A 12,310-nucleotide genomic window follows, 5' to 3' on the forward strand; every position below is an offset into this window, starting at 1 on the left:
GGCGGCATCAATCGGGAAAACGCGGAAAGTTGTGCGGTGGGCCTCATCCTGACGGAAAGCGAAGCGCGCGGTCGATCAGCATGTTGGCCAGCATCATGCGGCGGGTGGCCTGGGTTCGGAAATCGGGATGCACGAGGTCCGGGTGGTTGAGGCGGGCGAAGCGGCGGCGGCGTTCGGTGAGATCCCCGGCGCTGTCGCTCGGTGTCAGGGCGAGATCCTCCGCAACCTCCGCCTCCGAAAGGCGGGTGAGATGCGCCGGCATTACCGGCGGGGCAGGTGGCGGCGGCGGTTCGGCCTCGGGGGCGAGGTCGAAGCCGGCGAGAAGGTCGCGGCTTGCCGCATCGTCGGCCGGATCGGCGCCTTGCGTGTCCACGACAAAGCCTGCGCCGAGCCCCGCGATGCGATAGCTTGGTGCCTTCGGTTCTGGCTTGTCCTCCGGTTCCTCGGCATCGAGCCGGGTCAGGATGGACTGGAAGACGGACCGGCCAAACAGCATGCGCTCTCCTGCGGCAGCGTGTGGTGACAGGGCGCGCAGGCATTTTCCGCCGAGCGTCCCCTGCAATGCGACGACGGGATGGAGGAAAGAGGCTGCACCCCCGCGCCGCCACGCCCGAACGGCGCTCAGAAAACCATCCGGATATGGCGCAAGGCTTGCGCTGCACAGGCGCTCCCGTCGGACCACGGTCTGCGGTTGGCGCCCGGTCGAACGGGGAGCGCGATGCGCCGGCCGGCAACGGCCTTCTGGTCGGGTGAAGGACGAATGCGGTGGCCGTATCGGCTGCGTGGCGCATCGCATCCGGGCTGCCGCGGCTTGGTCCGCGGCCGCCCTGACGGCTGGGCGCCCAAACTGCTGATCGCCGCCCTGGCTCCGGTCCTGGATGCCGGCTGCGGCCAGGACGACCGGCACTGTCGGATTTTTCCGGCTCAGCCGGCCCATGTGCCTATGGCGTCCGGGTCTCAAATGCACAGCAGGCCGAAGCAGCGCTCCATCGGTCCGGTCAGGCCCGTGAGATCGGCTCTGCAGGCCGTTGCCCTGACTTCGGCTTGGCGTGCCGTTCGCAGCCAGGAAGACGACACCCCGAGGCGTTCTTTCAGCACAGCCGATACAGGCACCGTTTACATCCGGGTCGTGCATGTCCGGGCGGCTGCAGGATTGCGTTGCCGGCCGGGTCAGGCCTGCGACTGCGTCTGCATGCCGTCACCCTGGCTCTGGCTCTGGCTTTGCGTGCCGGCGGCGGCCACGGATACGGAAACCTTCAGATTTTCGCCCGCCGAGCCGATGCGCATGCCGGAGATGGGGGCTGCGTCGCGGTAGCAGAGGCCGGTTGCCACGCGCACATAGCGCTCGTCCGGGCAGATCTTGTTGGCGGCATCGAAGCCCACCCAGCCGAGGCCCGGAATATGCGTCTCCGCCCAGGCATGGGTCGCCACCTGCTCCGTCTGGCCGTCCATCAACAGATAGCCGGAGACATAGCGCGCCGGAAGATTGAGCAGCCGGGCGGCGGAGATGAAGACATGGGCGTGATCCTGGCAGACGCCGGATTTCGCCTCCAGCGCCTGTTCGGCCGTCGTTTCGGCATCCGTGCTGCCCGGCAGATAGGCCACGGCCTCGTGGATCGCCTCCATCAGCCCGTGCATCTGGGCAAGTTCGCTGTCGCCCTTCACGCTGCGGGCCAGTTCCCGCACCAGCTTGCCGGGTTTGGTGCGTGGCGTATCACGCAGAAAAAGCCAAAGCGGCACAAAGCCGGTATGCGGGCCGACAATACCGGTGCGGTCGACGGTTTCCACCTCGCCGGTGGCGATCACGCGGATCAGGTGTTCGCCGCCCTCCACCGAAACGAGTTCCACCCAGTTGTCGAACTGGTCGCGATAGCCGGCCTCCACCTTGGCGCCGTCCACCGTCACCGTCCAGTTCAGGATGGACTGGCCAAGGCCGGGCAGCGGCGTCAGCCTGAGGCGCTGCAGCGCGTAGGCCACCGGCTCGTCGTAAAGATATTCGGTCGTATGCGTGATCTTCAAATGCATGACGGCTTGTCCGTTCCCCCGGGTCCGCTCACTGATAGAAGCGGTAGCCTTCTGAAATATCTGCGCTCAGCTGATTGTTGCGGCTGATGAAATCCTCCAGGAACTCGTGCAGGCCCTGGTCCATGATGTCGGAGATCGAGCCGCGCTTCAGCATGGACTTGATGGTGGCCGCCGTATCATGCGCCCGGTGGCGCTGGCCGTAATCCTCCTCGAGGTAATGCAGGTTGCTGACGATCTTCTCGTAGCAATAAGCCAGCGAGCGCGGCATGCGCACGTTGAGGATCAGGAAGTCGGCAATGTTGGAGGGCCTGTATTCCGCATCATAGACCCAGCCGTAGGAGCGGTGGGCGGAGACCGAGCGCAGGATCGATTCCCACTGGAAATTGTCGAGCGAGGAGCCGACCTGGCTCACCGCCGGCAGAAGCACGTAATATTTCACGTCGAGAATGCGGCTGGTATTATCGGCGCGCTCGATGAAGGTGCCGATGCGCGAGAAATTGTAGAGGTCGTTGCGCAGCATCGAGCCGTGGAAGGCGCCTCGGATCAGCCCCGCCCGCCGCTTGATGGTGTCTATGGCCTCCGGCAGGTCGGCGGCCTTCACCTTGCGGCCGAGCAGCTGTTTCAGCTCGATCCAGCATTCGTTCGTCGCCTCCCAGGTCTCGCGCGTCAATGCGGTGCGCACCATGCGGGCATTGTTGCGGCCGGATTCGATGCAGGAGAGCACGCTGGAGGGGTTGGCGGTGTCGCGCAGCAGGTAATCGATGGCATTGGCCGCCGTCACCGTGTCGTGCACCTCGGCGAAGGCATCGCGCACGCCCGCGCTCTGCAGCACGCCGTCCCAGTCGCCATCGGTGGAGCCCGTGCGGGTCAGCGAGACCCGGAGGCCGGCATCCACCAGACGGGCGATGTTTTCGGCACGCTCGATGTAACGGAACATCCAGTAGAGGCCGTTTGCAGTTCTTCCCAACATTGCCTTACGCCCTCAATCTTCCAGTACCCAGGTGTCCTTGGTGCCGCCGCCCTGGCTGGAATTGACCACCAGCGAGCCCTGCTTCAGCGCCACGCGGGTCAGTCCGCCCGGAATGATCTTCACCTTGTCGGAGACGAGCACATAGGGGCGCAGGTCCACGTGGCGGGGGGCGATACCCTTGTTGACGAGAATAGGCACGGTGGAGAGCGACAGCGTCGGCTGGGCGATGTAGTTGGCTGGCTTTGCCTTCAGCTTGTCGGCAAAATCGGCCCGCTCCTTCTTCGAAGCGGTGGGGCCGACCAGCATGCCGTAGCCGCCGGAGCCGTGCACCTCCTTCACCACCAGTTCTTCCAGATGCTCCAGCACATATTTCAGGCTGTCGGCCTCGGAACAGCGCCAGGTGGGCACGTTTTCGAGGATCGGCTTGCGGCCGGTATAGAACTCGACGATCTCCGGCATGTAGGAATAGATCGCCTTGTCGTCGGAAATGCCGGTGCCGGGCGCATTGGCAATGGTGATGTTGCCGGAGCGGTAGACATCCATGATGCCGGGAATGCCGAGGGCGGAATCCGGCCGGAAGGTGAGGGGATCGAGGAAATCGTCATCGACGCGGCGGTAGAGCACGTCGATCGCCTCGTAGCCGCGGGTGGTGCGCATCTTCACCTTGCCGTCGATGACGCGCAGGTCCGAGCCCTCGACCAGTTCCACGCCCATGGTGTCGGCGAGGAAGGAATGTTCGTAATAGGCGGAATTGTAGATGCCGGGGGTGAGGACTGCAACGCGCGGCTTGCCCTTGCAGCCGGGCGGTGCGAGCGAGGCCAGCGACTGTCGCAGAAGATAAGGATAATCCTCCACCCGCTGCACCTTGTTCATGGTGAAGAGTTCCGGGAACATCTGCATCATGGTTTCCCGGTTCTCCAGCATGTAGGATACGCCAGAGGGGGTGCGGGCATTGTCTTCCAGCACGTAGAACTGGTCTTCGCCGGTGCGCACGATATCTGTGCCGACGATATGGGTGTAGACCCCGCCGGGTGGTTTGAAGCCGATCATCTCCGGCAGGAAGGCATCATTCTTTTCGATCAGCGCGCGGGGGATGCGCCCGGCGCGGATGATTTCCTGCTTGTGATAGATGTCGTCCAGGAAGGCATTGAGCGCGAGAACACGCTGCTCGATGCCCTGTGCGAGCTTGCGCCACTCGCGGGCGGAAATGATGCGGGGAATGATGTCGAAGGGAATGAGCTTTTCCGACGAATCGGCATGGCCGTAAACGGCAAAGGTAATGCCCGTCTTGCGGAAGATGTTCTCGGCGTCTCTGGACTTCTGGATCAGATGCGCCGGATCCTGGGCGTCATACCACTCCTGGTAGGTCTTGTATGGTGGGCGCGGAAGGTTGTCCGCAGTCAACATTTCATCAAATGCCAATGGTGTATTCCCCGTTTTCGACCATAAAAGTACAAGGTCCGGAGCATTGCAAGGACCCTGCGCATGCAAGAGGCAATTTAATTGCCACCGGGGAAGAGGACCGCATGAGGCCCTCTGGCAACCGCACAAAGCTTGTGCAAATGCTCGTTAGACGCGTTCTTTCGCTCCCCTTCCTTTTCAGGGTCTTGGCTGTCAGATTGTCTGCACCAAGGCTTCAGTTTTTATCCTTTGACTGAATTTCAGCCAGGATTTACCGCTCGCCTGCACGCTTCATCGGCATTTTCGACAAGGCTCATATTGGCAATGTTCTTTCGTCTGGCTCCTCTCGTCTTCGTGTTTTTGTGGTCGACCGGCTGGATCGTCGCCAAGATTGCCGCCGCCCATGCCGATCCGCTGACTTTTCTTGCGATGCGCCATGCGCTGGCGGCGGTGGCCTTTGCGGGGATGGTCGTGCTGGTCGGCGCGCCCTGGCCTTCCTCGCGTCTTGCCGCGGCGCATGGCTTCGTCTCCGGCGTCTTGCTGCACGGGCTTTATCTGGCGGGACTGTGGTGGGCGATCGGGCAGGGCGTGCCGGCAGGGCTCTCCGGCATCATTGCCGGGCTGCAGCCTTTGCTGACCGGGCTGTTCGCCCTGGCTCTCCTCGGCGAGCGTCTGGGGCGCGGCCAGATCGCCGGCCTGGTGCTCGGATTTTCCGGCATCATGATCGCCGTCTCGCCGCAGTTTGCCGGGCTGTTCTCTACGGGGCTTCCGGGATTGGCCTTTCCGGTGCTCGTCAATCTGATCGCCATGCTCTCCGTCACGCTCGGCACGCTGTACCAGAAGCGGTTTCTCGGCGCAGGCGATCTCAGAACCATCGCGGTCTGGCAATATCTGGGCGCCGTGGCGGTCACGCTGCCGCTGGCGCTTCTGCTGGAAGACCTGCATTTCGACTGGACCTATGCCGCGATCGGCGCCATGGCCTGGTCGGTGCTCGGCCTGTCGATGGGGGCGGTCGGGTTGCTGCTCTATCTCATCCGCCGCGGCCAGGTCTCGCGCGCCGCCTCGCTCATCTACATGGTCCCGCCGCTGGTGGCGGTGGAGGCGACCGTCATCTTCGGCGAACCGCTGAGTGTGCCGATGATCGTCGGAACGGTGATCGTTGTGATGGGGGTGTATCTGGTGAACCGGTCGACGTGACGTATCTGCCGGCGATGCGCGACGGCCGTCCTCGATCCGGTTCCGGACGCTGCACGACATCTTGCCGGATGGCGGGGAGCCCATCTGACGTTCGGACACAAAAACACCCGCCTGCGTTGCCGCAGGCGGGTGTCTTAAATCACGCGAAGTGCGGTCGCTCAGGCGCGATCGCGGCGGCGCTGGCCGCCATTGTCGCTGCTGCCGAACTTGACCGGGCCGCCATTGGCCGGCTTTGCGCCGCCACGATTGCCGGACGGTTTCGGGCCGTTGCGGTGGTTGCGGTTGGCGCCGGCCTCATGGGCGCCGAGCGGGGCATGCCGGTTTTCGCCGCCATTGCCGCGCTTGCGGTTGTCGCCTGCTGCCGGCTTGGCACCGAACGGCTTCTTGCGCGGCTGGCCGAGATCCGATCCTGCTGCGAAATCGGTGTCGAAGGCCGGAGCCTCGTCCCGGGTCCGCTCGGGGCGCGGGGCCGCGCCGCGACGGGCATTGCGGCCATCGCCACGGCCGCCATTGCGGCCTGCACCGTCACCACGGGCACCGTTTTCACGCGGCTGGCCATTGCCACGGCCCTGGCCACCACGGGCCTTCTGCGGACGCTCAGGGCTGCGCAGTTCGGAGGGGCGTTCACCCGATGCCACGGTGATCTCGATGTTCATCAGGCGTTCGATGTCGCGCAGCAGGCGGGTTTCATCCGGCGCACAGAAAGCGATCGCGATGCCGTCGCGGCCCGCACGCGCCGTGCGGCCGATGCGATGGACATAGGCGTCCGCCACTTCCGGCAGGTCGTAGTTGAAGACGTGGGTGACGCCCGGAATATCGATGCCGCGGGCAGCCACATCGGTTGCCACCAGAACACGGATCTCACCATCACGGAAGGCCTTCAGCGCGCGCTCGCGCTGGCCCTGGCTCTTGTTGCCGTGAATGGAGGCCACCTTGAACTCGACCTGCTCCAGATGCTTGGAGAGCTTTTCCGCGCTGTGCTTGGTGCGCAGGAAGACCATGGCGCGGCCATCCGGATTGGCGCGCAGCGATTCCTTCAGCAGCGTCGTCTTGTCGTTCTTGCCGGCAACGAAGTGGACATACTGCTCGATCTTGTCGGCGGCCTTGCCGGGCGGGGTGACTTCCACCTTCACCGGATCGGTCAGGTAGTCCTTGGCGAGTTCGGCGATCGCCTTCGGCATGGTGGCGGAGAACAGCAGGGTCTGACGGTTCTTCGGAACCATCTTCGAGATCTTGCGCAGGTCATGCACGAAGCCGAGGTCCAGCATCTGGTCCGCTTCGTCGAGCACAAGGTAACGCACGGTGGTGAGGCCGATGGCCTTGCGGCTGATCAGGTCGAGCAGGCGGCCAGGGGTGGCGACGAGAATGTCGGTGCCCTTTTCCAGCATCTGCTGCTGCTTGTTGATCGAGGCGCCGCCGACGACGGAATTGATCTTGAGCGGCGTGCCGCGCACATAGCTCTTCAGGTTGACGGCGATCTGGTTCACCAGTTCGCGGGTCGGCGCCAGGATCAGGGTGCGGGTGGTGCGGTTGTCCGGACGCTTGGGGTCCTTCAGCAGCATCTGGATGAGCGGCAGGCCGAAGGCAGCGGTCTTGCCGGTGCCGGTCTGGGCAAGGCCGATCATGTCGCGACCTTCGAGAAGCAGCGGAATGGCCTGGGACTGGATCGGCGTCGGCGTTTCGTAGCCGAGATTGGAAAGAGTGGCGACGATCTGCTTGTCGAGGCCGAGCTCGTGGAAATTCGTCAAGTCGAATACCTTTCGGGGGCGCCAGAGACCGCAACCCGACGACACCATGCCGTCCGGTCTGCCTGTGGCGTCAAGAACCCCGCGTGAATTGGGAACTTGTGAGTGGGAAACTGCTTTCGGCGCAGGCCTTGAGGCCGTGCTTCGTGTGCGCCTTGCGCCTTCCTCGCGATCCATTTTCGTCGCTGGGCCAGCTCACGCGGCGGCCGGAAGGTTGAAAGCTGAACTGCATGTGCTGCTTTGCACACAAAAAGTCAAGGGCCCGCGTCGATTTCGACGCGGGCCCGGCGGATGCATGCATGAACCTGTTCGTCGGGCGTCCTTCGGCGAAGGGTCAATAGGCCGGGCAGACGCGAACCCGGAAGGAATCGCCCCAGTCATTCTCGCGCCATTCGTAATGGCAGCGCGGGCGCGGCGGCGGGGCTTCCCGATAGTAGGTCCGCTCGTAGACGACGGTCGGCGGCGGCGGTGCGGGCGCAACTTCATAATAACGATGCTCGACATAGCGCGGCTGCGACTGGTTGGCGATCGCGCCGCCAATGATGCCGCCAACGGCACCGGCCGCAACGCCAGCCCAGAAATGATCGTGCGCCTCTGCCGCCGGCGCGGCTGCCACAAGAGCGCTCGTCAATGTCAGCGCGACAAGGCCTGCAGTGATGGATGTCTTCAATACGGTCATGGCCTTCATCCTTTCACCCTTGAACTGGAGGGTACGAGAAGAAGATCCTCCCGGAAGGCGGCAAAATAATGGAAAAACAAAAGGATAAGTCTGAACATCCGTTCATGTGGCAGCAGCCCTGGATGGAGCGGAAGGCATGCCGCAGCAAGACAGGGTGGTGATGCGGCGAAGGGGTGGGGAATTTGTGGCGTTTTTGGGGTGGTGCCTAAACCGGTGCGGTCGCGCAGTTTTGCCGATGGCCGGGCGAAGGAACTGCCTCTGCAGGTCTCCTCGTCCGGCCTTACCGTCAATTCCTGGAAAGGTTTTTGATTGCGACGCGCGTTCCGACAATGCGGTTGTCTTTCAACGTCAGATCGCTGACGCCCCTTGTCACGTCGATCCCGATGTCCGTGCCGCTGATGTCATTGTCCTCCACCAGCACCGACTGAACGAGAGGTATGGTGGGGGCGTTGCCTGCAATCCGCATTCTCGCATTGTCGGCAAGCGTGTTTCCGCGAACGACCGTGCCCAGAGAGAGGATCGAGGTATTGCCCTCAAATTGTTGCCCGTAAACCGACAGCAAGGCACTTCCCGTGATATCGGTTTCGGCAATGGTATTGTTCAGAATCTGGATGAAGAAATTGGGCTGGGGATGATGATACCAGCGGCCGGAAATGATAATCCCGGCTCCACGGGTAATTTTGTTGCCGAAAAACACGTGCTTGTAGCCGGTTCCGTATACCTGGACGGCGCCGACATCCGCGAACTTGTTGTCAAGTATAAGGTAGTTTTCCTGCATGGGTGTGATTGTAACGGTCGAGTTTTCATCGATGCCTTCGGCCAACGTTCTGTCCAGCTCGATGTTGCTTCCATCTCTCCGCACGACCTTTGCGGCAAATCCGGTGCCCCTTCCACCCATCACGAAGAGACCTGCTCCAGTCCACGTCCCTTTGGACGCCTGGCCGGGCTGCTGCCCCTCCATCTCATAGGCAGTCGAAGAAATCCTCTTCAGCTTGCCGAAGTAGAAGCCGCCCGGACCATCGGTGGTCATGGCCTCCCTGTCCCAGCCATACATATTGGAGAATTCATTGTTCTTCATCATCACGTTGCCGGAATAGGAAAACCCTCCGAGCGTGTTTATCCCGCCGCCTGCCGCCTTGATGTCGATGTTGCGGATAATGTTGTTCTCAAATATCACTTTCGAGGAGCCGCTGATGCCATACCAGCTTCCGTTCTGAAATGTGTTTTCGGCCATGACAACGTTCGACGCGTGTATAATCACGAATGCGCGCGACGTGGACATCACATCGCAGTTAAGGGCACGGATGTTGTTTCCGCCCAGCCTTAGCCCTGCGACGCCGTCCCGATCGTATTTCGACATGCTCGAAATACGCTGTGATACGTCCTCCATTGAGGTGTGTCCGAAGAAGGCATCAGCTCGCACCCTCAGGTTTCGCAGCGTGATGTTGCCGCCGCTCCATTCCCGCGACTGCTGATCAAGCCCGCCGCGGATCACGTCGAGATGCCGCTGGGCGTTGATCGTCAGATCCTCCACGGCGAAGTCCTTGTAGCCGTCGATCAGCGCCGGCGGGGGCTGGTCCATGTCGCGCCAGATCAGGCTGACCAGTTCGCGGGACTGGCCCTTGAGTGTCACGCCGTTCGGCACCCTGATGCCGCCGCTCAGGCGGTAAATGCCCGGACGCAGCACAAGTGTGCCGCCGCCCTGGTTGGCGAGTCCTTCGAGCGCCGCATTGATGCGGGCCGTATCATCGAGCGCGGGGCCGTCCACGGGGTTGCTGCGCAACTCCATGACCTGTCCCTTCTGCACGCGCTTCGCAGCGATCGTCACCGGGCCGATGGGGTGCCAGGTCGAGCTGTCGCCATTGCCGTTCCAGAGGCGGCCGGTATAGCTGCCCGCTGCCATCTGGCCTGGAATGGTGAAGCTGGCTGACCAGAGATCGGCGGCGTCGGGATGCAGTCGAGTCGTGCTTCCGTCCTGTGCCTTCAGTTCGAGGATGGCGGCAGCCGTGCGTGCGATGTTGCGTCCCTGGACGCGCAGCCAGCCGCCGGGCGTTGCCGTGTCGCCATCATCGCCCTGCGACCAGTAGACGTCGGCGCTGTTGACGTCGGTGACGATCGTCTTGCCCTTGTCATCTTCGAGGGTCAGCGCGTAGACGCCGTCCTGAAGCGAAGCGGGCAGGACATAGGTAAGCGTCTTGTCGGACTGAATGCCGGGAGAAAGGACTTGCTCGGCCGCTGCGCCGGTCTTGTCGGCCACATCGTCCAGCCTGCGGACTTGGGCCTTGCGGATCGTGTCGAGATCCATTCCGTTGATCTGGACCGTCTGACCCGGCTTTACCGGATCGCTAGCCCAGAAGATTTCGGCAGCCCGAGCGTTGGCCCCGGCTGCTATGGTGATGAAAATGACCAAAATTGAGGGACGAACGAGAAAAGGCGTCAGGAAATGCTTCGGCATGGAATGTCCTTTCTCCGGCCGGTCGCAGACCTGAAGCAAGCTCCAGCACATGTGAGGCAAAAGCAGGGCATCCCGAAGCAACCGCCGCGTCAGAAATCCGTCGGTACGCCACCCTCCTGCTTGCGGCGGGTCACGAAGGCCTGGAGTTCCTCCTCGATCGCGGGGTCGAGAGGCGGGCGTTCGTAGGTGGCGAGCTTTTCCTTGAAGATGCGGTTGGCGTGGTCATAGGTGGTGGGGCTGCCGGCTTCGGTCCAGGTTTCGAAATTGCGCCAGTCGGAGAGGATCGGCGCGTAGAAGGCGTTTTCATAACGGGCAAGCGTATGGCCCGTGCCGAAGTAATGGCCGCCGGGGCCGACCTCGCGGATGGCGTCGAGCGCCAGCGCGTCCGCGCTCACGTCGAGCGGTGTCAGGAATTCCGCCACCATCTGCAGCATGTCGACGTCGAGGATGAATTTTTCGAAGGAGGCGGTCAGGCCGCCCTCGGTCCAGCCGGCGGCATGCAGCACGAAATTGCCGCCACCTTGCGTCAGCGCCCAGAGCGACATCATCGATTCATAGGCGGACTGCGCATCCAGGGTGTTGGCGGCATTGGTGTTCGAGGTGCGGTAGGGGATGCCGTAGCGCCGTGCCAGCTGCCCGCCGGCCATCACCGCCTTCATGTATTCAGGCGTGCCGAAGGCCGGCGCTCCCGTCTTCATGTCGACGTTCGAGGTGAAGCCGCCATACATCACCGGCGCCCCGCGCCGCACCATCTGCGAAAAGGCGATGCCGCACAGGGCTTCCGCATTCTGCTGCACCAGCGCGCCTGCCACCGTCACTGGCGCCATGGCGCCGGCCAGCGTGAAGGGCGTCATGATCACCACCTGGTTGCGCGAGGACATTTCGATGATGCCCTGAAGCATGGGGCCATCAAGGCGCAGCGGCGAGGAGGAGTTGATCACGGTGAACAGCGAAGGCTCCGCCTCCAGTTGTCCGGCGGAAATGCCGCGGCCGATGCGCACGATCTCAAGGGCGTCGAGGTTGCGCTGGCGTCCCAGCGAATAGCAGTGGAACACCTTGTCGGTCAGCGTCACCAGATCGGCGAGACAGTCGAGATGGCGGATCGAGGCGTGGATGTCGACGGGCTCCACCGGATAGCCGCCGGTGCAGTGCACGATGTCGTAGCATTGGGCAAGCTTCACAAGCTTGCGGTAATCCTCCTGGTTGCCGGCGCGCCGGCCACCCTCACGGTCGGCCACGAAGGGGGCGGAGGCGATCTGGGCAAAGACCAGATTGTTGCCGCCGATCGCGAGATTGCGCGCAGGATTGCGTGCATGCAGCGTGAACTGCGCGGGGGCGGAGGCGATCATCTCCAGGATCAGGCCGCGGTCGAAGCGGACCCGGTCCGATCCCTCGGTCACGTCGGCGCCGGCCGCCTTCATCCGCGCCCGGGCCTCCGGCAGCATGATGTCCATGCCGATCTCTTCCAGCACGGTCAGCGAGGCATCGTGGATATGGTCCAGTGCTTCGGCATCCAGAACCTCGGTTCGGGCGAGGCGGTTGACGATCCGGCGATACCGCTCGCCGCCGGCCGGCTTGCGGGTTCTCTCGGGGCCGCGCCCGCCGCTGCGCCTGCGACGCTCCGGTCCGGCGGTCTCGTTGCCTATCGGGGTCTCTGTCGTGATCTGGCTCATCGCTGTCCTCCCGGCGCCATGGCCAGTGTCGCAAAGGCCCGCTTCCGCCGCTACGCCCAAATGCGACGGCGGGCTGCCTTTTCTGGAACAGTGGCCTGCAAGGGCGCGGCCCTGCTTGCGCCATCGCAAGGGGTTGTTAACCATAAGCATGGTCAAGTCCGCCCT

At 63.2% G+C, this 12,310-nt stretch carries 9 protein-coding genes; 1 reads left to right on the top strand and 8 read right to left on the bottom strand.

All coding sequences use genetic code 11. The annotated features are described in order from the left end of the window. Positions 1-43: 43 nt before the first annotated feature. From KLP42_RS06375 to KLP42_RS06390, 4 genes are all read right to left on the bottom strand, one after another. Positions 44-496: a hypothetical protein gene (locus KLP42_RS06375; RefSeq protein WP_215565327.1), complete on the bottom strand. Its 453-nt coding sequence runs from the start codon at positions 494-496 to the stop codon at positions 44-46. A 674-nt stretch (positions 497-1,170) separates the two neighbouring features. Further along, positions 1,171-2,025 (bottom strand): transglutaminase family protein, encoded by an 855-nt coding sequence (locus KLP42_RS06380; protein WP_215565328.1) that lies wholly within the window; start codon positions 2,023-2,025, stop codon positions 1,171-1,173. Between the two features lie 28 nt (positions 2,026-2,053). Further along, positions 2,054-2,995: an alpha-E domain-containing protein gene (locus KLP42_RS06385; protein WP_215565329.1), complete on the bottom strand. Its 942-nt coding sequence runs from the start codon at positions 2,993-2,995 to the stop codon at positions 2,054-2,056. 12 nt (positions 2,996-3,007) lie between these two features. Beyond that, entirely contained in the window at positions 3,008-4,417 is a 1,410-nt protein-coding gene (locus KLP42_RS06390; RefSeq protein WP_215565330.1) for a circularly permuted type 2 ATP-grasp protein, read from the bottom strand. A gap of 303 nt (positions 4,418-4,720) precedes the next feature. Between KLP42_RS06390 and KLP42_RS06395 the strand changes: the two genes are divergently transcribed. Next, positions 4,721-5,593, top strand: coding sequence for a DMT family transporter (locus tag KLP42_RS06395; RefSeq protein WP_215565331.1), 873 nt, complete (start codon positions 4,721-4,723; stop codon positions 5,591-5,593). A 158-nt stretch (positions 5,594-5,751) separates the two neighbouring features. On the opposite strand, the gene KLP42_RS06400 is transcribed toward KLP42_RS06395, so the two are convergent. From KLP42_RS06400 to KLP42_RS06415, 4 genes are all read right to left on the bottom strand, one after another. Further along, entirely contained in the window at positions 5,752-7,389 is a 1,638-nt protein-coding gene (locus KLP42_RS06400; RefSeq protein WP_215565332.1) for a DEAD/DEAH box helicase, read from the bottom strand. Positions 7,390-7,672: 283 nt separating this feature from the next. Continuing rightward, entirely contained in the window at positions 7,673-8,017 is a 345-nt protein-coding gene (locus KLP42_RS06405; RefSeq protein ID WP_215565333.1) for a hypothetical protein, read from the bottom strand. Between the two features lie 286 nt (positions 8,018-8,303). After that, entirely contained in the window at positions 8,304-10,472 is a 2,169-nt protein-coding gene (locus KLP42_RS06410) for a right-handed parallel beta-helix repeat-containing protein (RefSeq protein ID WP_215565334.1), read from the bottom strand. Between the two features lie 89 nt (positions 10,473-10,561). Beyond that, entirely contained in the window at positions 10,562-12,145 is a 1,584-nt protein-coding gene (locus tag KLP42_RS06415; protein ID WP_215565335.1) for a trimethylamine methyltransferase family protein, read from the bottom strand. Between the last annotated feature and the right edge of the window lie 165 nt (positions 12,146-12,310).

It is taken from the genome of Rhizobium sp. CSW-27, from assembly GCF_018760785.1.
Lineage (GTDB): Bacteria > Pseudomonadota > Alphaproteobacteria > Rhizobiales > Rhizobiaceae > Neorhizobium.

Coding starts and splice junctions, on each gene's coding strand:
- KLP42_RS06385 (WP_215565329.1), bottom strand. CDS start 2,995: ATGTTGGGAAGAACTGCAAACGGCCTCTACTGGATGTTCCGTTACATC.
- KLP42_RS06410 (WP_215565334.1), bottom strand. CDS start 10,472: ATGCCGAAGCATTTCCTGACGCCTTTTCTCGTTCGTCCCTCAATTTTG.
- KLP42_RS06415 (WP_215565335.1), bottom strand. CDS start 12,145: ATGAGCCAGATCACGACAGAGACCCCGATAGGCAACGAGACCGCCGGA.
- KLP42_RS06405 (WP_215565333.1), bottom strand. CDS start 8,017: ATGACCGTATTGAAGACATCCATCACTGCAGGCCTTGTCGCGCTGACA.
- KLP42_RS06375 (WP_215565327.1), bottom strand. CDS start 496: ATGCTGTTTGGCCGGTCCGTCTTCCAGTCCATCCTGACCCGGCTCGAT.
- KLP42_RS06395 (WP_215565331.1), top strand. CDS start 4,721: ATGTTCTTTCGTCTGGCTCCTCTCGTCTTCGTGTTTTTGTGGTCGACC.
- KLP42_RS06380 (WP_215565328.1), bottom strand. CDS start 2,025: ATGCATTTGAAGATCACGCATACGACCGAATATCTTTACGACGAGCCG.
- KLP42_RS06400 (WP_215565332.1), bottom strand. CDS start 7,389: ATGGTGTCGTCGGGTTGCGGTCTCTGGCGCCCCCGAAAGGTATTCGAC.